17 protein-coding genes are annotated in these 24,925 nt (G+C 75.0%); 9 read left to right on the top strand and 8 right to left on the bottom strand.

Annotation, left to right across the window (positions count from 1 at the left end; all coding sequences use genetic code 11):
* The first annotated feature begins 13 nt into the window (after positions 1-13).
* The 6 genes from OG403_RS07320 to OG403_RS07295 are packed head-to-tail and all read left to right on the top strand — an operon-like array spanning position 14 to position 7,532.
* A complete protein-coding gene (locus OG403_RS07320; protein WP_329562421.1) occupies positions 14-337 on the top strand; it encodes an acyl carrier protein in 324 nt (107 codons plus the stop codon).
* Complete coding sequence (locus tag OG403_RS07315; RefSeq protein ID WP_329562420.1) at positions 337-3,354, top strand: type I polyketide synthase; 3,018 nt, start codon at positions 337-339, stop codon at positions 3,352-3,354. The genes OG403_RS07320 and OG403_RS07315 overlap by 1 nt, the downstream gene beginning before the upstream one ends.
* Before the next feature lie 17 nt (positions 3,355-3,371).
* On the top strand, positions 3,372-4,400 hold the full coding sequence (locus tag OG403_RS07310) for a 3-oxoacyl-ACP synthase III family protein (RefSeq protein ID WP_329562418.1): 1,029 nt from the start codon (positions 3,372-3,374) through the stop codon (positions 4,398-4,400).
* Positions 4,397-6,307: an HAD-IIIC family phosphatase gene (locus tag OG403_RS07305; RefSeq protein WP_329562416.1), complete on the top strand. Its 1,911-nt coding sequence runs from the start codon at positions 4,397-4,399 to the stop codon at positions 6,305-6,307. Before OG403_RS07310 ends, OG403_RS07305 begins: the two co-directional genes overlap by 4 nt.
* Positions 6,304-6,657, top strand: a complete 354-nt coding sequence (locus OG403_RS07300; RefSeq protein WP_329562414.1) for a hypothetical protein — start codon at positions 6,304-6,306, stop codon at positions 6,655-6,657. The genes OG403_RS07305 and OG403_RS07300 overlap by 4 nt, the downstream gene beginning before the upstream one ends.
* On the top strand, positions 6,654-7,532 hold the full coding sequence (locus OG403_RS07295; RefSeq protein ID WP_329562412.1) for a 4'-phosphopantetheinyl transferase family protein: 879 nt from the start codon (positions 6,654-6,656) through the stop codon (positions 7,530-7,532). Before OG403_RS07300 ends, OG403_RS07295 begins: the two co-directional genes overlap by 4 nt.
* Before the next feature lie 44 nt (positions 7,533-7,576).
* Here OG403_RS07295 and OG403_RS07290 read toward each other — a convergent pair whose 3' ends face one another.
* Positions 7,577-8,527 (bottom strand): hypothetical protein, encoded by a 951-nt coding sequence (locus OG403_RS07290; RefSeq protein WP_329562411.1) that lies wholly within the window; start codon positions 8,525-8,527, stop codon positions 7,577-7,579.
* A 256-nt stretch (positions 8,528-8,783) separates the two neighbouring features.
* Here OG403_RS07290 and OG403_RS07285 point away from each other — a divergent pair, with 256 nt between their 5' ends.
* Complete coding sequence (locus tag OG403_RS07285; RefSeq protein WP_329562409.1) at positions 8,784-9,056, top strand: hypothetical protein; 273 nt, start codon at positions 8,784-8,786, stop codon at positions 9,054-9,056.
* Between the two features lie 31 nt (positions 9,057-9,087).
* On the opposite strand, the gene OG403_RS07280 is transcribed toward OG403_RS07285, so the two are convergent.
* The gene (locus OG403_RS07280; RefSeq protein ID WP_329562406.1) at positions 9,088-9,828 is read right to left on the bottom strand and encodes a 4'-phosphopantetheinyl transferase family protein; all 741 of its coding nucleotides are present in this window, start codon (positions 9,826-9,828) and stop codon (positions 9,088-9,090) included.
* Between the two features lie 464 nt (positions 9,829-10,292).
* Between OG403_RS07280 and OG403_RS07275 the strand changes: the two genes are divergently transcribed.
* Together OG403_RS07275 and OG403_RS07270 are read left to right on the top strand one after the other, a co-directional pair.
* Complete coding sequence (locus OG403_RS07275) at positions 10,293-13,004, top strand: helix-turn-helix transcriptional regulator (RefSeq protein WP_329562404.1); 2,712 nt, start codon at positions 10,293-10,295, stop codon at positions 13,002-13,004.
* A gap of 227 nt (positions 13,005-13,231) precedes the next feature.
* Positions 13,232-14,161, top strand: a complete 930-nt coding sequence (locus tag OG403_RS07270; protein WP_329562402.1) for a polyprenyl synthetase family protein — start codon at positions 13,232-13,234, stop codon at positions 14,159-14,161.
* 72 nt (positions 14,162-14,233) lie between these two features.
* Here the strand turns inward: OG403_RS07270 and OG403_RS07265 are convergent, their stop codons facing one another.
* From OG403_RS07265 to OG403_RS07240, 6 genes are all read right to left on the bottom strand, one after another.
* The gene (locus OG403_RS07265) at positions 14,234-15,991 is read right to left on the bottom strand and encodes an AMP-binding protein (RefSeq protein WP_329562400.1); all 1,758 of its coding nucleotides are present in this window, start codon (positions 15,989-15,991) and stop codon (positions 14,234-14,236) included.
* Positions 15,991-18,252 carry a helix-turn-helix transcriptional regulator gene (locus tag OG403_RS07260; protein WP_329562399.1) on the bottom strand — a complete coding sequence of 754 codons (2,262 nt, stop codon included), beginning with the start codon at positions 18,250-18,252 and terminating at the stop codon, positions 15,991-15,993. The genes OG403_RS07265 and OG403_RS07260 overlap by 1 nt, the downstream gene beginning before the upstream one ends.
* Positions 18,253-18,346: 94 nt before the next feature.
* Complete coding sequence (locus OG403_RS07255; RefSeq protein WP_329562397.1) at positions 18,347-21,001, bottom strand: AfsR/SARP family transcriptional regulator; 2,655 nt, start codon at positions 20,999-21,001, stop codon at positions 18,347-18,349.
* 11 nt (positions 21,002-21,012) lie between these two features.
* A complete protein-coding gene (locus tag OG403_RS07250) occupies positions 21,013-22,014 on the bottom strand; it encodes an AfsA-related hotdog domain-containing protein (protein ID WP_329562395.1) in 1,002 nt (333 codons plus the stop codon).
* A gap of 234 nt (positions 22,015-22,248) precedes the next feature.
* Positions 22,249-23,280, bottom strand: coding sequence for an AIR synthase-related protein (locus tag OG403_RS07245; RefSeq protein WP_329562394.1), 1,032 nt, complete (start codon positions 23,278-23,280; stop codon positions 22,249-22,251).
* Between the two features lie 411 nt (positions 23,281-23,691).
* Entirely contained in the window at positions 23,692-24,771 is a 1,080-nt protein-coding gene (locus OG403_RS07240; RefSeq protein ID WP_329562393.1) for a zinc-binding alcohol dehydrogenase family protein, read from the bottom strand.
* Positions 24,772-24,925 lie beyond the last annotated feature (154 nt).

Here is a 24,925-nt window from a genome sequence, read left to right as displayed (position 1 = left end):
AAGGAGACTCGTGATGACAACGTCCGCGCACCGGCCCGCGATCCTCAGCACCCTGCTCGTCGACGGCCGCCCGTTGCAGGACTGGCTGCTGGAGCGCCTGTCCTGCTACCTGGAGCGCCCGGCCCTGGCGATCGACCCGGACGTGCCGCTGGCCGAGTACGGCATGGACTCGGTCTGCGCGCTGAGCCTGTGCGGGGACCTCGAGGAGGTCTTCGGCCTGGAGGTGGACCAGACCCTGCTCTGGGACCGTCCCACCGTCCGCGCGCTGCTCGGCTTCCTGGCCGAGGAGCTGCCGCTGCGCGGACGTCTCGACCAGCCGACGGCGGAGCGCGGCTGATGGGTGAGCTGGCCATCGTCGGGATGGACTGCGCGTTTCCCGGCGCGGCGGACCTGGAGGCCTACTGGCAGCTGCTGCTGCGCGGCGGCCGGGTGGCCGGCCAGGTGCCCGCGCAGCGCTGGGACCCCGCCGCCGTGCCGGGGGCGCCGGCCCGGGGCGGCTTCCTGGCCGACGCCGACGTCTTCGACCACGAGTTCTTCACCATCACCCCGCGCGAGGCGGCGGTGATGGACCCGCACCACCGGCTGCTGCTGCAGTGCGCCTGGCGGGCGCTGGAGGACTCCGGCCGCCCGGCGGGCCGGCTCACCGGCACCGAGGTCGGCGTCTACGTCGGCGTGATGGGCGGCGAGTGGGGTCGGCTCACCATGGGCGACACGGCCCGGATCACCCCCCAGCTCGGCGCCGGCAGCAGCGCCGGGATGGCCGCGAACCGGATCTCCTACCACCTCAACCTGACCGGACCGAGCCTCGCGGTGGACACCGCCTGCTCCTCGGCGCTGGTCGCCGTGCACCTGGCGGGCAACGCGCTGCTGGCCGGGGAGTGCGACACCGCGCTGGCCGCCGGGGTCAACCTCCAGCTCACGCCCGCGCTGAACCAGGTCTACGCCCAACTGGGCCTGGCCGCACCGGACGGGCAGTGCAAGCCGTTCAGCGCCGAGGCCGACGGAATCGGCCGCAGCGACGGCCTGGGCGTGGTGGTGCTGCGCCGGCTGGCGGACGCGCAGGCCGACGGGCAGCGGATCTACGCCGTGCTCAGGTCCACCGCCGTCAACCAGGACGGCCGCAGCAACGGCCTGACCGCGCCCAACCGCTGGTCCCAGCAGCAGGTGCTGCGGGCCGCCTACCGCCGGGCCGGGGTCGGCCCCGAGCAGATCGCCTTCATCGAGGCGCACGGCACCGGCACCGCGCTCGGCGACGCCATCGAGTGCGCGGCGCTCGGCGCGGTGCACGGCATCGAGCGGCGGCAGCCGGTGGCGATCGGCTCGGTCAAGGGCAACCTCGGGCACACCGAGGGCGCCGCCGGGATCGCCGGCCTGATCAAGGTCGCGCTCGCGCTGCACCACCGGATCGTGCCGGCCAGCAAGGGGGCCGACCGGGTCAACCGGCAACTGCGGCTCGCCGAGCGCGGCCTGACCCTGCTGCGCTCCCCGCTGCGGCTGCCGGCCGGCGAGCAGCTGGCCGGGGTGTCCAGCTTCGGGATGGGCGGCACCAACGCGCACGCCGTGCTGGCCAGCGCCCCGCCGGCACCCCGCCGCGCGCCACTGCGGCGCCGCGAGCCCGCCGCCGGGGTCTTCACGCTGACCGCCGACACCCCCGAGGCGCTGCGCCGCAACCTGGCCGCGCAGGCCGAGGCGCTGGCCAAGCGCCCGCGCTCGGCCGCCGCCGCGCTCTGCTGGAGCAGCAACCGGGCCCGGACCGGCCTGCCGTACCGCTTCGCGGCCACCGCGCGGGACAGCGGGCAGCTGGCCGACGAGCTGCGCCGGGCCGCCGGGCCGGACAGCGGCCCGCAGATCCTGCAGCGGCCCTGGGACCAGCCGGTGGTGGCCTTCGTCTTCACCGGCCAGGGCTGCCAGTACCCAGGTATGACGGCGGGTCTGCACCGCGAGTCGGCCGGCTACCGGCAGCACCTGGCGGCGGTGGACCAGGCGCTCGGCGCCCATCTTGGCTTCTCGGTGGCGGAGCTGATCACCAGTGGGGCCGAGCGGATCCACGACCCGCTGACCTCCCAGCCCGCGCTCTTCGCGGTCGGCTACGCGCTGGCCCGCACCCTGATCGACCTCGGCGTTCGGCCGGCCGCCGTGACCGGGCACAGCCTGGGCGAGATCGCCGCCGCCACCATCGCGGGCGCCCTCGACCTGGACACCGCCGCCGAGTTGGTGGTGGTGCGGGCCGAGGCGATGGAGGCCACCGCGCCGGGCGGCATGCTCGCGGTCCGGGCCGGCCTCGCCGAGCTGACCGAACTGCTGCTCGACGAGCCGGAGTTGGCCGTCGCCGCAGTCAACGGTCCCAAGGACACGGTGCTCTCGGGTAGCACGGCGGCGCTGGCCCGGATCGAGGCGGCGCTGACCGCGCGCGGCATCCGCGGCCGGGCGCTGCGGGTCTCCCGCGCCTTCCACTCGCCGCTGATCGCACCGGCCGCCGAGCGGCTGCGCGAGCTGACCGTCGGTGCGGCGGTGCCCGCCGTCCCGCTGGCCTCCACCCGGCGCGGGCAGCTGCTCGGCGCCGAGTTGATGGACGGTCACTACTGGGCCGGGCACGCCGCCGAACCGGTCCGCTTCGCCGAGGCGGTCACCGCCCTGGCCGCCCAGGCCGCGCCCACCCACCTGGTGGAGATCGGCCCCAGGCGCCAGCTGCTCTCGCTGGTGCGCCGTGGCGGCCTGGCCCCCGGCGCCGCGCTGCTGCACCCGGCCCCGGGCCCCGAGGCGACCGGGTGGGAGCTGGCCGAGCTGGTCGCCGAGCTCTACCGGGCCGGTCTGGACCCCGAGTGGGACGCGCTGTACGAGCCCGAGGACCGGCGCACCGAGCGGCTGCGGCCCTACGTCTTCGCCACCGAGCACCGCTTCCGCTGGAACGCCGCGGGGAGTGCTGCGGGGAGTGCCGCGGGCGGCGGTGCGGACAGCGGTGCGGTGGCCGGTGTCGGGGGCGCCGCCCTGCGGCCGCTGGCCGGCGCCGGTGTTCCGGCGGCGCGCCCGGCGGCCGTCGGCAGGCCCATCGGTGCGCTCACCGGTGTGAACGCCGGCGCGAACGCCGGGAAGCCGGTCTCCCCGGTGCTGGCCGCCGTGATCGAGACGGTGGTCGAGCTGGGCGGCTACCACGAGGGCGACGTGGTGGGCGGGGCCCGGTTCTACGAGGACCTCGCCTTCGACTCCGTCATGACCATGCAGCTCAAGGACCGGATCGAAACCAGGCTGCCGCAGCTCGGTGCTGTCCCGGTGCGTGAACTTTTGCCGGCCCTTCGCACGGTTGACTCATTGACAGCTTTTCTGGCGGAACTGATCACGGAGCAGGTGGCGTGATCGCGAGGGGGGAGACGATGGACGGCACGAGGACGTTCCTGGGGGCGGTCGGCACCGCACTGCCGGGCGAGCCGGTGGACAACGCGACGCTCGGCAAGCTGCTGGGGGTCAGCGACGAGTGGATCGACATCTTCGTCGGCACCGAGACCCGGCACTTCGGCTGGGACCTGGCCACCGGCGAGGTGCTGCGCACGCTGACCGAGCTGTGCGCCGAGGCCGGCGCCCGGGCGATGGCGGCGGCCGGCCTGGAGCCGGCCGACATCGAGTTCCTGGTGCTGGCCACCGCGACGCCCGACACCCTGCTGCCGACCACCGCGACCCAGGTCGCCGACCTGCTCGGCCTCGACCAACTGCCCGTCTACCAGCTGCAGGCGGGCTGCTCCGGCGCCGTCCAGGCGCTCGACCTGGCCGCCGCCCTGCTCGGTGGTCGGCACCGCACCGGCCTGGTGATCGGCGGTGATGTGACCCACCGTCACCTGGACATCCGCCGCGACCCGGTGGAACTGAGCTCCGAGGAGCTGGTCAACTACCTGATCTTCGGCGACGGCGCGGGCGCCGCCGTGCTGAGCACCGAGCCGCTCGGCGAGGCCGTCGAGGTCAAGGCGGTGCTCAACCGCCTGGTGGGCCTGGGCCGCGCGCCGGGCCAGCTGGTGGACTGGTACGGGATCAGCGACCGCGACTCGCCGCGCCGGATGCTGCTGGAGGACTACAGGGAGATCGAGAGCAGCGTGCCGGAGCTGGCCGTCGAGGCCGTCCTCGACCTGCTGGGGCTGACCGGTTGGGCGGCCGAGGAGGTCGGCCACCTGCTGCCGCCGCAGCTGTCCGGGGTGATGACCGGGCGGATCGTCGAGCGGATCGCGCTGCCCGGTGCCCGCGAGGTCTCCTGCGTGCGGACCACCGGGAACACCGCGAACGCGCTGCCCTTCCTGCAACTGGAGCGGCTGCTGGGCGACCTGGCCGAGGGGGACCGGGCGCTCGCCGTGAGCATCGAGTCCAGCAAGTGGATCAAGACCGGGTTCGCCCTGGAGAAAGCCGTGCTGCGGTGAGCGAGGCCATCGCGCGACTGCGCGAACTGCGCTCCCAGGGACGGCTGGAAGCGGACTACGACCAGGTCGCGCCGCTGCTCGCGGCGGACGAGGGCCTGGCCACCGGCGCCACCGACCCGGCCCGGATCGGTCGGCTGCTGGCCGCCGCCGACCCGGCGGCCGTGCTCGCCCAGCACCCCGGCATCCGGGCGGTCACCGTCGCGGTCACCGGCCAGTCCACGGTCGGCGAGCTGATCGACCCGCTCACCGCCGAACTGGCCAGGCACGGCCTGCTGCTGCGCCCGCTGCTCGGCGACCACGGCGCCTGGTCGCACGACCTGAGCAGCCCGGCCGGCGCCTTCGCGGGCGCCGAACCCGACCTCACCCTCTGCCTGCTGGACGCCGAGGCCGTCTTCGCCACCGTCCCCACCCCCTGGCAGGTGGCCGACGTCGAGCGGGCCGCCGCCGACCTGCTGCGCCGGCTGGCCGCCACGGCCGAGCGCGGCACCGGCGGCCTGCTGGTGCTCAACACCCTGCCGCTGCCCGCGCACTATGCCCGGCAGTTGATCGACTATCATGCCAGGGCACAACTCGGCGCGGTGTGGCGCGAGTTCAATGCCGCTCTGCTGCGTCTGGCAGCCGACCGGCTGGACCTGGTGGTGCTCGATCTGGATCCGCTGATCGCCGAGGGCGGCCCGGTCCGCGACCTGCGGCTGGCCTGCTACGCAGGTGCCCAGCTGGCCGCTCCGCTGCTGGCCGGCTACGCGCGCGAGGTCGCCCAGCTGGCCCGGACGCTGACCGGCCGGGGCCGCAAAGCACTGGTGCTCGACCTCGACCAGACCCTGTGGGACGGCGTGCTGAGCGAGGACGGGCCGCACGGCATCGCCGCCGCCGGCACGCTGCGCGGCGCTGCCTTCGGTCAGTTCCAGCGCGGCATCGCCCAGTTGGCAGCACAGGGGGTGCTGCTGGCGATCAGTAGCAAGAACGACCGGGAACCGGTCCTCGAGGTGCTGCGCGACCACCCCGATCTGGCCCTGCGGGCCGACGACTTCGCGGTGATCAACGCCAACTGGCAGCCCAAGGACGGAAACCTGCGCGAGATCGCCGAGCAGCTCGGCCTCGGCCTGGACGCGCTGGTCTTCGTGGACGACTCCCCGGCCGAGCGGGCCCAGGTCCGCCACGGTGCCCGCGGCGTCGCGGTGGTCCCGATCGACGAGGAGCCCGCGCTGCACCTGGACACCCTGCTGCGGGACGGCTGGTTCGCCACCCTGCGGCTGACCGAGGAGGACCGCGGCCGGGCGGCGCACCACCGCCAGGAGCGGCAACGAGCGCGGCTCGGCGCACAGGTGAGTACCCATCAGGAGTTCCTGCACGAGCTGGGGAGCTGGCTGGAGATCAGCCCGCCGCGCCGCCACGAGCTGGCCAGGTTGGCCCAACTCACTCAGCGCACCAACCAGTTCAACCTGACCGGGGCCCGGTTGTCGCAGGCCGAGCTGGCCGCGCACGCGGCGGGACCCGACGGTGACCTGCTGCTGGTGGCCCGCAGCGGTGACCGGTTCGGCGAGCACGGCCTGGTCGGGGCGCTGCTCGCCCGACGGGCCGCCGACGGGCTGCACCTGGAGCATTTCTGGCTCAGCTGCCGGGTGCTGGCCCGCGACCTCGAACAGGCCTGCCTGGTCACCCTGCTGACCCGGGCCCGGGGCGAGGGGCTGCCGGCCGTGCACGCCCGCTACCTGCCCACCGGGCGCAACCACCGGGCGGCCGGCTGCTACCCGTCCGTCGGCTTCACCCCCGCCGAGCCCGCCGAGCCCGCCGAGCCCGCCGAGCCCGCCGGACCCGGTCTCGGCTACCGCCACGACCTGCGATCGATCCCCGCGATGCCGGGGCACCTGCGGCTGATCACCCCCGAACCGGAGTCCGTGCGATGACCAGAGCCACCGACGAGCTGCCGCCGCACACGTCGCCGCAGGAGCCGCCGCACGCGTCGCGGCAGGAGCCGCCGCACGCGTCGCCGTACCCGCCGGTGCGGCGGCCGGGTCATCGGTCGATGACCCTGCGGAGCTTCCTCGATCTGGTCGGCGACGACCTGGGCCTGGACCTCGAGGGCCCCGCCGTCGCCACCGTCCGGCTGGCGGACCTGCCCCGCTGGGACTCGGTCCATCTGCTACGGCTGGTGGTCCTGCTGGAACGGGAGTCGGGCCGCCGAGTCCCGGTCCGAAAGATTCTGGAGGCCCAGAGCCTCAAGGAGATCCACGCGCTGATGGAGGAACAGGGATGACCGCCCCAGGGAACTCGCCGCTCGGGCCGCCGCTCGGCGAGCCGGTCGCGGTGACCGCGGGCCAGCAGGACTGGGCACGGGTGCGTGAGGACCTGGTCGCCCACGGCACCGCACTCGCGTACGCCCAGCTCAGCGACCTGTACAAGGCGCTGCCCGAGGGCGAGGAGCTGCGCACCCTGCTCGGCCGCGACTGGTCGCGCTTCCTGGACCTCAGCCACGCCGAGGTCCGCGACCGCTACGCCGCCTCCCGGGTGCTGCTCAAGCACGCCGCCGGTGCGGTGCTCGGCGGCGACCCGAGCGCCCTGGAACTCGCCTACGGCCCGACCGGGCGCCCCTACCTGCGCGGCTGCGACCAGATCGACATCAGCCTCAGCCACACCGAGGACCTGCTGCTGGTCGGGTTGACCACCCGCGGCCTGGTCGGCGTGGACGCCGAGCGCACCGACCGCCCGATGTACGGCAGCGGGCTCGGCCGACACGTCTGCACCCCGTACGAGCTGGTGATGCTGCGCAACCTGCCGGAGCCGGAGCGCAACCCCAGCCTGGTGCGGCTGTGGACGCTCAAGGAGGCCTACAGCAAGGCGATCGGGCAGGGCATGCACTTCCGCTTCACCGAGTTCGGCTTCGGGCCGGACGGCAAGCCGGTGCGGGTGCAGCGTCCGGACGGGACCACCGGCACCGGGCGGGAGTGGGCGTTCCGGACCTTCGTCCTGGACAGCGGCTACACCGTGAGCACCGCCGTCTACGACGCCGGGTTCGGCACCCTGCTGGACACCGAGATCACCACCATGCTCGACCAGGACTGCGTGGAGGCGATCACCGAGGCCCTGGAGAACGAGGCCCTGGAGAACGAGGCCCTGGAGAACGAGGCCTGACGAACGAGCCCTGACGGACGGACGGGCCCGCGCCAGGCGGGCCCTCAGCTCGCGCCGGGTGGTCGCAGCTCGCGCAGCGCGTCCGAGACGGCCGCGTTGTAGCCCGCCTGGAACCGGCTGGTCGCCTCCAGCTCCTCGGTGATCTCCGAGATGTGACGCCGGCAGGTGCGCACCGACATGCCGAGCCGGCGGGCCACCATCTCGTCCTTGTAGCCCAGCACCATCAGCCGGATGATCGACTGCTTCAGGTCGTCGGAGGAGGCCGTGGCCTTCTGCGACTCCACCACGAAGGGCGAGGCGCTGTCCCACATGAACTCGAAGACCGAGCAGAGGAAGGCGACCAGGGTCGGCTCGCGCACCACGGCCGCACCCGGCCGCCCCGAGGCCGCGCTGCGCTCCGGCAGGAAGACCAGCTCCCGGTCGTAGATGAGCATCAGGTCGATCAGCTGGTCGGCGGTGCGCACCTCGGCGCCGGCCGCGGTCACCTCGCGCACGTAGGCGCGGGTCGCCAGGTCGCTGCGGGCGGTGTGCTGGTAGATGGTGCGCACCTTGACCCCGCGGTCCAGGAACTGCATGGTCACCTCGCGCGCGGAGGCCAGCGCCTCGGAGGGGCGGGCGCCGCCCGGCTGCACGGTGAGCACCTCGCTGCGGCAGCGCTTGCCGACCTCGTCGATCAGCGACTGCACCATCGCGCCGTCGGTGATCAGGTCGAAGGCCTCCAGCCGGTTGCGCTGCCGGCGGCCCTCGAAGTAGGCCGGCATCAGCGAGAGCAGCTTGGTGCGCACGCTGGTGACCGCCTGCTGCAGCTCGTGGATCTCCTGCTCGGTCGGCGAGACCAGCTCGGCTGCCGCCACGTCGGGACCCACCGGGACCAGGACCTCCGGGGCACCCGGCATCGGCTGCAGCAGATTGAGCTGACGCAGTGTGGCCTCGGACCTGACGGCCTCGTCCTCGGAGAGGGAGAGCTCCTTGGCGATCTGTTTCCGATTGAACAATCCTAGTTCCACGGCTTTGCGGTACGCGGCCGCGCTCGCGTCATCCAGCTCTGCGAATCCAAACCCAGAGTGATCGGCCCGTGACATTCCGCCCCCGCCAGGTGCTCCGTAACTTGCTGCAGCGCAACTGTACGCCAGCGGGATTTCGCTGTGTCCCCCGCCGAAGGTCCGGCAGTGTGAGCGATGTCGGCAGCGGGATCCGGCCCCGCCGACAGGAGCCACGAACTGGCTCAATGGCTGCCAAATGGGGGATTTCATGAAGGGGACTGCAATGCACAAGGTCCGCGCTTCGGTAGCGGGACTCCTGCTCGGAATATCCGTCGTCGCGCTCAGCCCGGCGGTGGAGGGTATCGCCCAGGCAGGGGTCGGCGCCGTCGTCGCGGACCAGGCGCCGGCACCCGCGCTGACCGCTCTGGTCGCGCCGCTGGACGACCGCTGGCCGGACGGGCCCGGTCAGGTCGCTCCGCAGGACGACCGCTGGCCCAACCCGCCCGGTACGACCATGCTGGACGACGACCGCTGGCCGTAGCACCAGCCGGCTCCCGTCCTTCCGGTCGGTCTCACCACCTTCCGGACCTGCTCCCCACGGCCTCGCCGTGGGGAGTGCTCTGTTTCACGGGCCTGATCCCCGGCCGGGCCAGCGCCAGCGCGGGCAGTGCGATCGCGCTGAGCAGCAGGCCGTCCTCGGCCAGCCAGCGCCCGTGGAACTCCCGGGGGTCGCCGAGCCGCCGGGCGTCGGCCTCCAGCAGGATCTCGGCCCGGAACGCGCCGGTGTCCGGGTCGGTGCTGATCAGTGCGTCGCCGAAGTCCAACTCCCGTCCCACATAAGGGAACCAGGTCTTGTAGACGGCCTCCTTCAGGCTGAACAGCAGCCGGTCCCAGCAGATCTCGGGTCGTTCGGCGAGCAGTCGCCGGACCCAGCGCCCCTCCTGCGGCAGCGCGATCGAGTCGAGGATCCCCTCCGGCAGCGGAGCGTTGGGCTCGGCGTCGATCCCGAGCGAGGCGAACTGCGATTCGTGGGCCAGCGCCGCGCCGCGAAAGCCCGCGCAGTGCGTCAGGCTCCCCACCACCGCCGGCGCCCAGCGCGGCGCACCCCGGTGGCCGGGCAGGATCGGCGCCGGCGGCAGGCCGAGCCCGGCCAGCGCGCGCCGGGCGCACCAGCGCACCGTGGTGAACTCGGCGCGCCGCATGGCCACCGAGTGGCGGATCAGCTCCTCCTCCTCGGGGTAGAGCACGGCCGACTGCGGGTCGTTCAGGGCCTCGGCCGTGGCCACGCCGGCGGGCAGCAGGTCAGCGAGCATGGGGTCACCCACCTCTCTGGGGGATCGGTCACCCGTGGTTCCCGGGTACCTGCCACGCTCCCCGAGCCCCGCCGCCCGAGCCAGCGCCGAACGCCCCCGGGCGCGCAAGTAGCCCAGGTGAGGGCTGGTTCTCTCCCTGCCCGCTGCCATCCGGCGCCCCGCCGCCCGCCCGCCTGCCGCCGCCTTGCGTCCACCCGCCCACGCGCTTGCCGGCCTGCTGCGCCCGCAGGCGGTCGGCTTGCCATGCCCTTGCTACGCCACCCCCGCCCCGCGCCCCGCGCCACACCCGCCCCCGGCGCCCCAGGGTGACTGACTGCCATGCAACTTGAGGACACCGGGAGGATCGCTCGAGCCCCACTAGACTCGCTCTGGAGAACGAGATTGATGCGGTTTTTACGTAATTTCCTTCCTTGTGCCAGGCCAATAGCCGAGGGCCGGGAAAATCAGCAACGGGGGTACCAGCGGTGCTGGTTCAGCGTGAGGCAAAACTCGCCCAGTTGGAATCCGCGCTCGACGGCTGCGTGGACGGAAATGCGACTCTGGTCCTGATCGAGGGCGCCGTCGGCTGCGGCAAGAGCGAGTTCCTGGAGATCGTCAGCAGCCGGGCGGCCGAGCGCGGCCATCTGGTGCTGCGCGCGATCGGTACCGCCATCGAGCGCGCCCTGCCGCTGGGCGTGGTGAGCCAGCTGGTGGCCGGGGCGCCCGGCGGCACGCTGCCCGACCCGGCCCAGGCGCCGCAGCCCGGCGGGGTGGAGGCCATGCACGCTTTCGCCCGCGCCGTCGGCCGGCTCAGCGCCCAGGCGCCGGTGGTGATCTGCGTCGACGACAGCCACCAGCTGGACGAGCTGTCCGGCCGCTACCTGCTCCACCTGGCCCGCCACACCCGCTCGATGCCGGTGCTGCTGGTCCTCGCCGAGTCGCTGCACGAGCGCGGCGACGATCCGCTGTTCGGCACGGAACTGCTGCGCCAGCCCAACTTCACCAGGGTCCGGCTCGAACGCCTCGACCACGCGGCGGTCAGCCAACTGCTGATCGGGCACGGACAGGCCGAGGCGGACCGCTTCTACCAGGCGAGCGGCGGAAACCCGCTGCTGCTGCGGGCACTTCTCCAGGACCCGGGCACCGAGGCCGGCGGCCCCTACGCCCAGGCGGTGCTCGCCAGCTTCTACCGCTGCGGTCCCGCCACCCTCGAACTCGCCGAAGGGCTGGCCGTGCTGGACGGCGCCTGCGAGCCCGGTCCGATCGGCGAACTGCTCGGCATGAGCACCGCCGCCGTGTGCCAGGGGATCGGCGCGCTGCGCGCGGCCGGCCTGGTGGACGGGCTGCGGCTGCGCCACCCGGCGGCCCGCACGGCGGTGCTCGACCGGATGGACCCGACGGCCCGCCAGCAACTGCACCAGCGCGCCGCCCGGTTGGCCCGGCGGCACGACCTGTCCGTGCTGGTGATCGCCGAGCAGCTGCTCGCGGCCCGGCACACCGAGGAGGAGTGGGCGCTGCCGGTGCTGCGTGCCGCCGCCGACCAGTTCCTCGCCGACGGCGAGCCCGCCCGTGCCACCGCCTGCCTGGAACTCGCCCACCAGGCCTGCGCCGACCCGGCCCAGCGCACCGCGCTGCGGATCCGGTTGGCCGAAGTGGCCTGGCCGCTCGACCCGGGCGCCGCCGAGCGCCAGCTCGCCCAGCCGCTCGCCGCGCTGCGCGAGGACCGGCTGCCCACCGCCCAACTCGCCCCGCTGGCCCGGCTGCTGGTAGCCCAGGGCCGGATCCAGGAGGCCGCCGAGGCGCTTGCCAAGATCACCGTGGAACCCGCCGAGTCGACCGGGCCCGGCCGGCTGACGGCCGGCCGCGACGAGCGCCGCGCCGACCCGCTGGACGGCCTCTCCGCCTTCCCGCACTGGGCCGCCGCCCGAGCGGGCCAGCCCGCCGCCGAGCCGGGCACCGTCCCGGGCATCGCGCGCCGGCCGGCCACCCCGCGCTGCGACCCCGCCGCACTCTGGGCGCTGCCCGAGCACGGCGACGAGGCCGCCATCGCGCAGAGCACCGAACTCTTCCTGCGCGGCGCCTCGCTCACCGAGGGCACCGTCGAACCCGTGCTGCAGGCCCTGCGCACCCTGCTCTACCTGGGCGGCCCGCAGCAGGCCGTGCCGTTCTGCGCCGCCTTCGCCGAGCAGGCCGCGAGGCGCGGCGCACCGGGCTGGCACGCCGCGCTGGCGGGGCTGCACGCCGAGGGGCTGCTGCGGATGGGCGACCTCACCGGCGCGGCTGAGCGGGCCGGCTCGGTGCTGGCCGGGATGCCGCAGTGGAGCGACAGCATGCTGCTCAGCGGCATCGCCGGCACCCTGATCCGCGCGCACACCGCGATCGGCCGCCCCGAGGAGGCCGCCGCCGTGCTGAGCCGCCTGGTGCCCGACGAGCTGACCGGCAGCGTGCACGGGCTGGGCCGACTGCGCGCCCGGGGCCGCTACTTCCTGCTCACCAGCCGCTTCCACGCCGCGCTCGGCGACTTCCTGGACGTCGGCCGCCAGCTCAAGCGCTGGGGCCTGGACCGGCCCCGGGTGCTGCCCTGGCGCACCGACGCGGCCGAGGCGCTGCTGCGGCTGGGCGAGACCCACCAGGCCGAGCGGTTCATCGCCGACCAGCTGGCCGGCTGCGACGGCAAGGACCCGTGGGTGCGGGGCAGTTCGCTGCGGATCCGGGCCCAGCTGCGCGAGCCCAAGGAGCGGCACGCGCTGCTCGGCAAGGCCATCGAGGAACTGCACAAGTCCGGGGACCGCTACGAACTGGCGCTCGCGCTGGCCGACTTCGGTCAGGTCCTGAAGGAGACCGGCGACCCGGGCCGGTCCGCCATGGTGAACCGCCGGGCCTGGCACCTGGCCCAGCTGTGCGGCGCCGACGCGCTGCGCGAGCGGATCCTGCCGGGCTACGTGGAGGAGCCCGCCGCGCCGGTGCAGGCGCCGGCCGGCATCCAGCCCGACCTGCTGGCCAGCCTGAGCGAGTCCGAGCGGCGGGTCGCGACGCTCGCGGTGCACGGGCACACCAACCGGGAGATCGCGGTCAAGCTCTACATCACCGTCAGCACGGTCGAGCAGCACCTGACCAGGGTCTACCGCAAGCTCAACATCGCCGGTCGGCAGTCGCTGCCGATGGACCTGCAGCTCGGCCTGCCGGAAGCGGTCTAGTGGCCGGTCGGCCGGGCCGCCCGGGGCCGATACGGCTATGACAAGCGCATAGCAACCCCTGGCCGGAACGTCCTCCAAGATGGCAGGCCACTGGCAGTCGGCCGGTCCGCGCAGGGGTCGTTCGGGTCCGTCGGGCCCGGTGCTCTGGACCCGGACCAAGCTGCCTGGAAGGCTCGGTACCAGTAGCCGAGCCGACCGATGGAGGGTCCATGATGACCACAAGCCCCATGTCCAGGCCCTCCGTGGCGCTGCGGCAGACGCGCGATCGGATGCTCGAGCGGGTCGACGGGCTGCTGACGGACCTGGTCACCCGCGAGCGCGGCCGCCGGGCGGCCGAACCGCAGGCGGCCACCCTGGTCGGTGGGCTGAGCGAGCTGCTGGAGGCCAGGAGCGACCGGGTCCGCCCGGTGATCTGCCTGACCGGGTACCTGGCGGCCGGCGGCGACCCGCAGGACACGGCCGTGCTGCACGCCGCCGCCGCCCTGGAACTGCTGGACACCTGCCAGGTGATCCGCGAGGACGTGCGGGACAACGCGGTGCTGCGGCGCAGCATGCCGACCCTGCACGTGAGCCACGCCGCCGAGCACGAGCGCAACGGCTGGCGCGGCGAGTCCCGCCGCTTCGGCGAGGGCACGGCGGTGCTGGTCGGCGACCTCGCGCTGGCCTTCGGCGACCGGCTGGCGGTCGGCCTGCCGGCCGAGGTCGCCGACCTGTGGGCGGAGTTCCGCACCGACCGGATCATCGGCGCGCAGGCCGAGGCCGCCGCCGCCACCGAGTACCTGGGCGACCCGTGGCCGGGCCGCTGCATCGAAGGCTGCGCGCGCGGCTGCGGCGCCGGCTGGTACGCGCTGCACCACCCGCTGCTGATCGGCGCCGCGCTGGCCGGCCGCCCGGACCTGGTGACGGCCTATCAGCAGTACGCCGGCGCGCTGCACGCCGCCTGGCGGCTGCGCGGCTTCCTGGACGGCGGCCCCGGCTATGACGCCGACGCCCAGTTCCTGCGCGAGGTGGTCTTCGGCGACCAGGGCCGCCGAGCGGCCGAGCAGGCGATCGCCGAACTGGTCGCCCGCGCCGTGGAGAGCATCAAGGACGTCCCGCTCGCCGACGGCTGGCACGCCGAACTCGCCGAGCTGGCCGAGGCGGTGGCCGGCTGCTGAGCGCACCCGGCAGCCAGCTGGCCAGCCAGCCCGGCCGACTACCTGGAAGGCCTGCTCAGCTCGGCCGACCGTTCAGCTCGGCGCCGAGCGCGGCACCCCCGGGCGCAACCGTTCGAGCCAGCCGCGCAGCACGTCCTTGCGGACGGCGCCGTGCGCGTCGTACGGCAGCGAACCGACCAGCTCCAGCCGGGTCGGCCGGAAGGCCTCGGCCAGGCCCCGGGCAGCCAGGTGCTCGCGCAGCGCGACCAGCCCCGGCGGAGTGGCCTGGGCGACCGGAATCACCACCGCGCACGGCAGTTCGCCGTACTCGGCGTCGGTGTAGGAGACCACGGCGGCGTCCTGGACCAGCGGGTGGGCCAGCAGCCCCTCCTCGACCTCGGCGACCGGCACCATGAAGATGCTCCCGGTCCGCTCGCCCGCGTGCGCCACCACCCGCAGTCCGCCGTGCCCGTCCGCCGCGGCGCTGTCCCCGGTGTCCAGCCAGCCGTCGTGCTGCTGCCAGGTCACCTCGGGCGCCGGATCGCCGTGCGGCCAGCGGGCCAGGCAGAGTTGCGGGCCGCGCGCCAGCAGCCGGGACGGTTCGCCGCCCAGCGCCAGCTCCAGCCCGGCCGGCAGCAGCGCGCCCTGCCCGGCCACCGGGTCCGCCAGGGTGCCCATCCCCAACTCCGGTGCTCCCCAGACGGTTCGCACCGGCACCCCGAACGCCGCCGCCAGCTCGCCCGGCAGTTCGGGCGGTGTGCTGGTGCGCCCGCCGCACAGGATCAGCCGCAGCGCGTCCAGCGTGCTGGGTGTGTGGCGCTGGGCGGTCAGCAGCTCGGCCCAGTAGACCGGCGCCGCGTACACCTGGTCGACCCGGGCGGCGGCCAGCAACTCCAGGCAGCGCACCGGGTCCCAGACGTCCTGGTAGACCCCCGTGCCGCCGACCGCCAGCGGCCAGTACACGGTGTAGATCAGTGAGGCCAGCGAAGTGAGCGGCAGCGGGCAGTAGAAGGCCTCGCCGGGCCGCATCCCGGGCCCCTGCGGGTCGAGTTGGGTGCTCGCGTTCGCGTAGAGGGTGTTGGGGGAGTGCAGCAGCGAGCTGAACGAGTCGGGCAGGCCCATCACCGTGACCAGCAGTCCGGCCCGGTCGGCCGGCGAGGCGTCGCCCTGGCCGGGCGCGGCGGTCAGGTCGGGCAGCGCGGTGCGCCGCTCGTGCGGGCTGCGCAGGAAGTACCGCTCGAAGTCCACCGCACCACTGGAGCCCACCGTTCCGTGGCCCACCGTTCCACCGTGGCCCGCCGCACCGCCGGGGCCCGCCGTGCCGAGCACCACCCGGTGCCGCAGCCAGGGCAGCGCGGGCGCCAGGCCGGCCAGCGCCTCGGCGTGCGGGAAGCCGTCCCAGACGTCCGGCACCACGCAGAGGCGGGCCCGGCTGGCGGTCAGGATCCGGTTCAGGCCGTGCGTCCGGACGGTGGGCAGCACCGGCACGGCCAGCGCGCCCAGCCGCAGGCAGGCCAGGGTGAGCGCGGCGGTCTCCCACCAGTTGGGCAGCTGGTAGGCCACCGGGTCGCCGGCGGTGATCCCGAGCGAGGCCAGTGCGGCGGCGAACCGGTCCACATACCCGGCGAGTTGGGCATAGCTCAGGGTGATCCGACGGCTGCCCTCGGGGCGCTGGGAGCGGTCCGCGACGATCGCGGGCCTGGCCGGGTCGAGCGCCGCGGTGCGGTAGAGGTCGTGCAGGAAGGTCTCCTCGCGCCACCACCCGGCGGCGCGGAACCGGTCCGCGACCGCCGTCGGCACCCGCAGCCGCGCGGCCACCCCGGACAGCTCCTTCGACTGCGTCGCGGCCATCACGTCCACCGCCCCGCCGACCAGGCCACCTGCACCCGTGAGGTGCAGTTCAGCCGGCGCATCACCTGGCGCACGTGGTTGACCACCGTCCACTCCGAGATCTCCAGGCGAGCCGCGATCTGACGGTTCGTCAGACCTTCCGAGATCAGCATCGCGACCTGGATCTGACGTGGCGTCAAGGTCACCCCGTCGTTCTCGCCCGGCGGCTGCGCGCCGCTCGGGTCCACGGTCGGCACGGGCGTCGCGAGCGCCTCGGCCAGCATGCCGGCCGGGGTCAGCCGCCGCCCCTCGGCGCCCGCGGTGGCATACGCGTGCCAGGTCAACCGGGTCTCCAGGCCCGCCAGTTCCTCGGCCAGCACGGCTGCGCGCGGCTGGCTGAGCCGGCTGCCGAGCGCGCCGCGCAGGGTCGCCGCGGCGGTCAGCAGCCGCACCGCGCGCGGCTGCTGCTCCAGCCGCAGACGGCCCAGGTTCAGTGCGAAATCGTCGAGGAACAGCGGAAGTTCACTGCGCTCGCCGGTCGCCTCGGCCAGCCGCAGGCACTCGCGCAGCGCCCGGTCGGCCAGCAGCGGCTCGCCCTCCTCGACGGCGAAGGCCGCCGCCTCGCGCAGCGCCTGGGCCAGGCCCCGGCCGTCCCGGCGGCGCCGGCAGCTCTCCTCGGCCCGGTCCAGCAGCTCGCGCGCCTTGCGCCGGTCACCCTGCGCGCGCAGCACCCGGGCCAGCGCGGTGGCCGCCTCGGCCGCCGGACCGGCCGCGCCCACCGACTCCAGCGTGGCCAGCGCCGTCACCAGCACGCTCTGCGCGCCCACCAGGTCGCCGGCCGCCAGCAGCGCCTCGCCCAGATGGGCCGAGCAGAGCGCGGACTGGCGCCGGTCGCCCAGCTCCTTGCCGAGCGCCAGGGCCCGGCGGTGCCGCAGCACCGCGTCGGCCGAGTCACCGAGCGCGGCGGCGAAGCACCCCGCCAGGTCGACCAGCCGCACCCGCAGCGCGGTCGGCAGCGCCGGCCCGTCCTCGCCGGCCAGCCGGTCGCACCAGTCGAGCCCCTCGCGCAGCCTGCCCTGCACCAGCCAGGGCAGCCGGCAGGCGAGCAGCAGCGCCGCGGCGGCCTCGCGCTCGCCGCGCTCCGCCAGCCGGTCCAGCGCCGCCTCGATGTTGGCCGTCTCGGCGGCCAGGGCGCGCAGCCAGAGCGCCTGTTCGGTGCCGGCCAGCCGTGGCTCGACGCTCGCCAGCAGCCTGCGGAACCGCTCGGCGTGGGTGTCCTGGACCGCCGCCAGGCGGCCGCTGTCGGCCAGGTCGTCCAGCAGGTAGGAGCGGACGGGCTCCGGCACGGCGAACCTCGGCTCGCCCTGCTGCTGCTCGGTGACCTCGACCAGGTTCCGGTCGATCAGCGCCTCCAGCGCGCCCTCCTTGCTGCGGCCCACCGTCGCGAGCCCGAAGCCGCCCTGGTGGACGGCGACTTCGTCCAGCAGGGCGCGGGTCTCGGCGGCCAGTCCCTGGCAGCTCCAGGCGGCCAGTGCGGCGAGCGAGCGGTGCCGCTCGGGCGCGGTGGCGGGTCCGCCGGTCAGGCCCGTGGTGCGCTCGCTCAGCCGGGCCGCCAGCAGCTGCACGGGGAAGAGCCGCAGCCGCTCGGCGGCCAGCTCCACCGCCAGTGGCAGCCCGCCGAGCCGGGCGCAGAGCTGCCCGACGGCGCCCGCGTTCTCGGCGGTCAGGTCGAACCCGGGCGCGGCGTCCCGGGCCCGGCGGACGAAGAGCGCGACCGACGGCAGCCGGCCGAGCGCCTGGGGATCAGCCTCGCCGGGCTCGGGCACCGGCAGCGGGCGCACCGGCACCAGCCGCTCCTGGTAGACCCGCAGCGGTTCCAGGCAGGTCGCCAGCACCACCAGGCCGGGCAGCTCGGCGAGCAGCCGGGTGAGGTCGGCGGCGGACGGCCGGGCCAGGTGGTCGCAGCCGTCGAGCACCAGCAGGGTCCGGCCGTCGGCGCTACCGATGGCGGTGTCGGCGCTCAGCCCCGCCAGTCCCTCGGTCGCGAGCAGCGGGACACCGGCGGCCGGCTCGACCCAGCGCACCTCGGTGAAGTCGGCCGCGACCCGTGGCAGCACCCGGGCCGCCAGCGCGCTCTTGCCCACTCCGGCGGGCCCGGTCAGGGTGAGCAGCCGGACGGTCGGGTCCTGCAGCCGGGCCGCGAGCTGGATCAGCTCCAACTCCCGCCCGACCAGCGCGCCGCCGCTCGGCGGTACCTGGCCCTGCCGCTGTGTGCCGGACATCCGGTCCCCCTGTCTGTCGATGGTCTTTCCGATCCTCGGGCCGCGCGGCCCCGGGTGTGCTGGGCCGGCCCGCCGTTCGTCCGGCGCCGACGGGTCAGCGGTGGCCGACCGGCACCGGACGGCCGCGCGGGTCCGCTCGGATGACCGAGTGCGGCGCCAACCGCCAGACTCCCGGGCGCAGTTCGATGCCCGGTGGGTCCGTGCCGCTGGCCAGTGCCCGCAGCGAGCGGCGGGCGTACGCCTCCAGCCGCCGGTCCCGCAGGGTGCCCGCGAGTTCCAGGCACTCGGAGAAGTAGCCGGCGGCCGCGGCCGGTGCGTCGCGGGCCAGCGCGAGCAGCGCCAGCGCCCGGTTCGCCTCGTAGCGGCCCCGGCCGTGGGCCGGACCGCCGAGCGCGGCCAGCGCGGGTTCGAGCAGTTCCCCGGCTTCGGCCAGGGTGCCCTCGTCCAGGTGGAGTTGGGCCAGCCCGACGAGCGCCAGCGCGTACTCCTCCTGGTCGCCCACGGCCCGCGCGGCCGTGCCGGCCCGCTGGTAGCACTCGCGGGCCCGCGCGGCCTGGCGGCGCTGCCAGGCCAGGTCGCCCAGCGAGCGCAGCAGCCGGGCCTGGGCGGCCAGGTCGGCGCAGCGTTCGGCGGCGTCCAGGGCCAGGGTGTGGGTCTGGGACCAGTCCGTCCAGGCGGCCTCCCGCTCCAGCCGGGGCGTGAGCGCCTCGGCGAGCCGGACGGTCAGCTCCCACAGCCCGTGCTCGTGCGCCGTCCTGGCGACCCGCACCAGCGTCGCCCGCCGCGCCCCGGACTCCGCCTCGGACCCCGTTCCCAGCCCCGCCCCGGACCCCGCCCCGGCCTCGGCGGCCGAGGCGAAGGCCAGGCACATCCGCTCGGTGGCGGACCGCAGCTCACCGGGCGTCAGCTGCGCGGCCACCTGCTCGGCGGCGAGCAGCCGAGGCAGCTCGGGCAGCCGGTAGGCCACCCCGGACGGCGTCCGGTACGCCTCCAGCAGGCCGGCGCCCACCAGTTCCTCCAGCGTCCGCAGCGCCGCCGGACGGTCGGAGTCGAGCAGCGCGACGGCGACGGGCAGGTCGAAGCCGCCGGGCGGCAGCAGGCCGAGCAGACCCAGGGCCCGGCGCTCGGCCGCGCCGACGAGCTGATGGGCCGTCAGCAATCGCTCCCGTACGTCGAGCTCGCCGATCCGCAGCCAGTCGAGCCGCTCCGACTCGGCGCGCAGCTGCCGGGCCAGCCAGTCCGGGCTCCAGTGCGGCCGGTCGGCCAGCAGATCGGCCACGATCCGCACGGCCAGCGGGAGGTGTCCGCACAGCTCGGCGAGTTCGGCGAGTTCGGCGGGCTCGGCCGGCTCGCCGGGGTCGGTGGACCGGGCGGTCCCGGCGGGTTCGCCCGCCCCGGTGAGCAGTTGCTGCGACTCGCCCGGGGTGAAGCCGCCCAGGGTCAGGCTGCGCAGGCCCGGCAGCCCGGTGAGCCGACGGCGGCTGGTGACCAGCACGGCGCAGCCCGGCGGGACCGGCAGCAGCGCCCGGACCTGCTCGGCGCCGACCGCGTCGTCCAGCAGCACCAGGACCCGCTGCCCGGCCAGCCGCTCCGGCAGGTCCGCCGCCTGCGCCGCGCCGGCCGGGGTCGAACCGGCCGCCAGCAGCACCCGCCCGTCCGGGAAGGCATCGGCGAGCCGGTGCGCCGCCGCGATCGCCAGCGCGGTCTTGCCGGCCCCGGCCTGCCCGCACACCGCCACGGCGGCCCCGCTTCCGCTCTCGGGGCGCAGCAGCCGTTCCAGCTCGGCGAGTTCGGCGGTCCGTCCGGTGAAGAGCGGGTCGGCGGGCGGCAGTCGGGTGCCGAGCGGGCGCGACCGGGCAGGCGCTCCGGTGGGCACTGGCAGCTCGCCGGTGGCGGTATCGGTGCTGGTGCTGGTGCTGGTGCTGGTGCTGGTGCCGGTGCCGGTGCTGGTGCCGGTGGCCGCCTCCCGTCCGCCGTCGGCCCGCAGCAGGGCCGCGTCGCCGCGCAGGATCCGCAGATGCAGCTCGCGCAGTCCGGGGCCCGGCTCGACGCCCAACTCGGCCACCAGCGAGGCCCGCAGCAGCGCGAACACGCGCAGCGCCTCGGCCTGCCGCCCGCAGCGGTAGTAGGCCGTCATCAGGTGGCCGTGGAACTCCTCGCGCAGCGGGTGCTCGGCCACCAGTGACTGCAACTCGGCGACCAGGTCGCGGTGCCGGCCCAGTCGCAGCTCGGCGCGCACCCGCTCGTCCAGCGCGGTGGCCCGCAGCTCGGACAGCCGCCGCGCGGCCCGTTCCAGCAGCAGGCCGGGCGGCAGGTCGGCCAGCAGCGAGCCGCGCCACAGCCCCGAGGCCTGCCCGCACAGCTCCGCCGCCGCCTCGAAGTCGCCAGTCACAGAAGCGTACTGACCTTGCGTCAGCAGCTCCTCGAAGTGCAGCGCGTCGAGGGTCCGCGCCGTGGCCCGCAGCGCGTACCCGGGCGCCCGGGTCTCCAGCAGGCCGCGCCCGGCCACCGGGTCGACGCTGTGCAGCAGCTTGCGCAGCTGCGAAATGTACACCTGGAGCGTGGTGGTGGCCGTGCGCGGCGGCGCGGTGGGCCAGAGTTCGTCGATCAGGTCCTCCGCCGAGACGACCTGGTTGGCGCGCACCAGCAGGGTGCCGAGCACCACCCGCAGCTTCGTGGCGCTGGGGGCCACCGGCTCGGCGCCAGGGCCGGCCAGCAGCTCCAGCGGGCCAAGGATCCGGAACCGCATCGGCTCGCCGCTCAGAGGTCCTGCACGACGGTGAGCCGCGCCTCGGCCACGGCGCGCCGGTGCTGGGTCACCGTCAGGGTGACGGGCACGGCCGGGCGCCCGTGTCCGTCGTGGGTCCGGGTGCCGGGCACCGCGACGCAGCGCAGCGGCAGGTCGAGCGCGGCCTGCGCGCGGAAGTCGACCTCGGAGCCGGCCAGGGTGCAGCGGGCCGGGTCGAGTCCGGCGCTCCGTCCGGCCGCGAGCACGGCCGACTGGCGCAGCGCCTCCAGCAGGTGCAGCCCCGTCAACTCCCCTTGCAGGCCACGCACCACGGGGCTGACGCCCTCGGTCAGCAGCCAGTTGCAGAACCGGCCCCGGGCATCCGCGACGGGCTCGCTGACCACCACGTTCTCCGGCCGGGTGCGGCCCACCTCGACGGGCCGGGCCGGGCAGGGGCGGCCGTCCGGACGGTCGGCCAGCTCGGGCGTCTCACCGAACACCCGGCGGCTGGTGGCCAGGTGGTTGCGGTAGAGCTTGGGCATCAGGAAGATCAGCCCGGCCGAGCCGCGCCCGCACAGGATGTCGTCGATCCGGATCTCCAGGCGCAGCTCCAGGCAGCGCGGCACCTCGTTCATGATGTTGGTCGGCACCGCGGTGATCTCGGTGGCGATCCGCGCGGCGCCGTCGCCGAACCCGCCGGACAGCGCGCGCCAGGCGGTGAGTTCGGTGAGCTCCAGGGCGAACCGGTGGAACAGGCCGGTGCGGTCCTCGGGCACGCCGAAGTAGCGGTGGCCCACGAAGGCGCCGATCTCGGTGACCGCCTCGGTGGCGAGCTGGGCGTCGTGGAAGTACCCGGGCCCGTCGTTGAACAGCGGGTGGCGCACCGGCAGGTCGCCGACCAGCACGAAGTGCTCGGCGCCCAGGCTCGGGGCGTCCAACAGGTAGTGCTCCCACGAGGAGGGACAGTGGATCAGATGCCGGGCGCCCTCGTCATGCGGCCGGCGGACCGGTGTGGTCTCACTGTGCACTGTCATGTGGCATCTCCTTGTCCCGCTCCATGGTGGGCGGGCCGGTGGACGGGTGGCCAGCCGGTGACGGCGGCAACTAGCTGCGTGGCAACTTGTGCCACTGGTGCCGCTTGACAGAGCGGCGCTCGGAATACGAACGGAACCTCCCGGCCGGGCGCGGGGAACCCCTGTCAGGGACGGGGTGGCCCCGAACTGCCCCGATCCGACCCCAGTCCGCCCCGACCCCGACCCGACCCGCCCCTACCGCAGCCGCACCGGCCCCGGCGCCCGCGGGCGGTCCAGCGGGTGCACCGCGCCGTCGGCGCCGAGCAACTCCACCGCCGGCAGCGGACGGTCGGTCACCTCGCCGATGTCGGCGGCCAGCCGGCCCTGCGGATGGGCCCGCAGCCGGCGCAGCACGGCCGTCACGTGCTCGGGCGGCACGAAGAGGCACAGGCTGCCCGCACACCCGGCGCGCAGCGGGTCCAGGCCCTGCAGGCCGAGCGCGATCCGGGTCTGGTGGCGGACCGGCAGCGCCGCCCGGGTGATCCGCAGGGTCAGGCCGCGGGCCGCCGCGCAGGAGTCCAGCACCGCCGCGAGCCCGCCGCCGCCGATCGCCGCGGCGTACCTCGGCCGCGGCAGCACGGTGGCCAGCAGCCCGCCCAGGGGGGCGCAGTCGCTGTCCACGTACTGCTCCAGGCCGGGGGCGCCGCGCAGCGTCAGCAGGTGGGCCGCGTGGTCGCCGAGCGGGCCGGTGACCACGATCCGGTCGCCCGGCCGCAGTGCGGTGGGGCGCGGTGCGGGGCGCCGGTGGAGGCCGAAGGCGGTGGCGGTGACGAAGACCTGGTCGGCCTCGCCGGCCCGGACCACCTCGGTGTCCACCGCGGCGATCGCCACACCCGCCTCCCGGGCGGCCTCCCGGATCGAGCGGACCAGCCGCCGGAGCAGCCTGACCGGCAGCCCAGCCTCGACGATCACGCCCAGGGCGACCCGCAGCGGCTCGGCCCCGGTGGCCGCCAGCTCGTTGACCACCCCGCAGACCGCGGCCCGGCCCACGTCGCCGTTGCCGAAGAACGGCGGGTCGACCACGAAGACCCCGGTCCGCAGCGCCAGTTGCCCGCCGCTCGAGCCGTCGCCCGACCCGCTACCCAGCCCGTCGCCCTGCCCGCCGACCGGCGGTCCGGCGCAGTCCAGCCCGGCCCGCACCAGCGCCTGCGCGCCGGAGCCGAGCGCCACCTGTTGCACGGCGGACTCCTCTCCGGCCTCCCGGTCGGGCACCCGGGGTGTGAACACGGAGCATCCTGCCGCCCAGCTGGCCCGACCCGCAGTGCCCCGACGCTTCTTCAGGGGCGAGGCCGGGGGCCGGTTAGGGGGCGATCCGGTACGGGGGTGGGGGTCGTGCTCGGGGGTGGCGGCCTGAGCGGGCCCGGTGGCGAGGGCGCGGCGGCCGCGGCGGCAGCGATGGCCAGCGGAAGTCGAAAACGCAGGCGATGCCCCTTGAAGAGTGGGAGGCCGAACATGGCAGGGTGCCGCCCGCCGGGAGGGCGGAGCGGACCCGTGTGAGCCTGGCATGTCCCCACAGTCAAATCAACAGCTGCTGATGTAGCCAGCATTCAAATCCACATCAGTTTATGAGCTGTGGGCATCCTCGAACTCGCCTGTCGCGTCGGCCCTTTCCGCCGGCCACCGCACCGACTCGCCACCTCAAGGGCGGACCACCGTCTGCTCGAACGGGCCGCCGGCGGTCGCCGCGTGCGCGACGGCGTCGTTCACATCGTCCAGGTCGAACTCCGTGACGTCGAACTCGGTCAGGTCCAGCAGCCCGGACCTGACCAGCCCGACCAGACGCGCGCCGGCCGAGGGCGGGTACATCCACTGCCCGCGCACGGTGATGCTGTTGCGCATCAGCCACGGGTACGGCAGCCGCAGGTCGTCGTCCCCCGCCATGCCGACCCCGCCCATCAGGACGACGCGGCCGAACTCGCGCACGGTCATCGCGGCGGTCCGCACCGGGGCCGCCCCGGCGGCGGGTGGCAGCAGATCGATCACGCAGTCGATCGGGCCGGGCGCGGCCCGCCGCATCAGCGCGCGGTCCGTGTCCTCGTCGCCGGTGATCCGCACGGTGCGAACGCGCGGGCCGAACCGGCGCACCAGGTCCGCCAGCACCCGTTCGTTGCGGCCCGGCGCGACCACGCACCCCGCCCCCATCGCCAGCGCGACCGCGACGGCAGCGCTGCCGAAGTGCCCGGTCGCCCCGCTGACCAGCAGCGTCTCACCCGCCCGCAGCTCCGCCGCCAGCAGGCCGCCGTACGGCACCAGCAGCACGCCGAGCGCACACCACCGCCCGGCGTCCGCCGGGTCGAGGGGCCCGAGCGGCACGGCGTTCTCGGTCGGGATCAACATCCGTTCGGCGAAACCGCCTTGGCGGTAGTGCCGCTGCAGGCGCAGGCCACCGTCACCGCGAGCGATCAGCCCGTGCAGCGCGATGTCGGGGGTCGGCGCGCCGTCACGCGAGCGCAGGGTGGGGTCGCAGTAGACCCAGTCGCCGACTGCCAGCCGGGTGGCGTCGGGCCCAACGGCGTGCACCTGGCCGACCGCCCCGGTCCCCGGCACCGCCGGCAGGTCGAGCAGGTACTGCCGCTCGCCGCTGAACACCTCGTTCGAGTAAGGCAGTACGCCGGTCGCCACGACGTCGACCACTGTCTCCCCGGTGCCCGGGACCGGGTCGGGCAGGGTCTCGACGGACAGATCGGAGCCGAATGCCTTGAGTAACGCCGCTTTCATCTGATGCCTCCGTGGATACCCCCGGCTTCGGCGGGGGAGGGAAAAAGATCGCCTGCGTAGCGGGGTAAGGATAGGCGTTCTCATCGTCAAGGCAGGCTGTTTTCCAGTCAGGTGACGATCAGTCATGTGGTTGCGGCAGTCGTTTCGGTGTGTG

This window comes from Kitasatospora sp. NBC_01266 (genome assembly GCF_036242395.1).
GTDB lineage: Bacteria > Actinomycetota > Actinomycetes > Streptomycetales > Streptomycetaceae > Kitasatospora.
This window is presented reverse-complemented; position numbering and strand designations above follow the sequence as displayed.

What these genes read in the sequence shown, in the direction of transcription:
- OG403_RS07320 (WP_329562421.1), top strand. Translation starts at nt 14, where the DNA reads ATGACAACGTCCGCGCACCGGCCCGCGATCCTCAGCACCCTGCTCGTC.
- OG403_RS07315 (WP_329562420.1), top strand. Translation starts at nt 337, where the DNA reads ATGGGTGAGCTGGCCATCGTCGGGATGGACTGCGCGTTTCCCGGCGCG.
- OG403_RS07310 (WP_329562418.1), top strand. Translation starts at nt 3,372, where the DNA reads ATGGACGGCACGAGGACGTTCCTGGGGGCGGTCGGCACCGCACTGCCG.
- OG403_RS07300 (WP_329562414.1), top strand. Translation starts at nt 6,304, where the DNA reads ATGACCAGAGCCACCGACGAGCTGCCGCCGCACACGTCGCCGCAGGAG.
- OG403_RS07295 (WP_329562412.1), top strand. Translation starts at nt 6,654, where the DNA reads ATGACCGCCCCAGGGAACTCGCCGCTCGGGCCGCCGCTCGGCGAGCCG.
- OG403_RS07285 (WP_329562409.1), top strand. Translation starts at nt 8,784, where the DNA reads ATGAAGGGGACTGCAATGCACAAGGTCCGCGCTTCGGTAGCGGGACTC.
- OG403_RS07280 (WP_329562406.1), bottom strand. Translation starts at nt 9,828, where the DNA reads ATGCTCGCTGACCTGCTGCCCGCCGGCGTGGCCACGGCCGAGGCCCTG.
- OG403_RS07270 (WP_329562402.1), top strand. Translation starts at nt 13,232, where the DNA reads ATGTCCAGGCCCTCCGTGGCGCTGCGGCAGACGCGCGATCGGATGCTC.
- OG403_RS07265 (WP_329562400.1), bottom strand. Translation starts at nt 15,991, where the DNA reads ATGGCCGCGACGCAGTCGAAGGAGCTGTCCGGGGTGGCCGCGCGGCTG.
- OG403_RS07260 (WP_329562399.1), bottom strand. Translation starts at nt 18,252, where the DNA reads ATGTCCGGCACACAGCGGCAGGGCCAGGTACCGCCGAGCGGCGGCGCG.
- OG403_RS07255 (WP_329562397.1), bottom strand. Translation starts at nt 21,001, where the DNA reads ATGCGGTTCCGGATCCTTGGCCCGCTGGAGCTGCTGGCCGGCCCTGGC.
- OG403_RS07250 (WP_329562395.1), bottom strand. Translation starts at nt 22,014, where the DNA reads ATGACAGTGCACAGTGAGACCACACCGGTCCGCCGGCCGCATGACGAG.
- OG403_RS07240 (WP_329562393.1), bottom strand. Translation starts at nt 24,771, where the DNA reads ATGAAAGCGGCGTTACTCAAGGCATTCGGCTCCGATCTGTCCGTCGAG.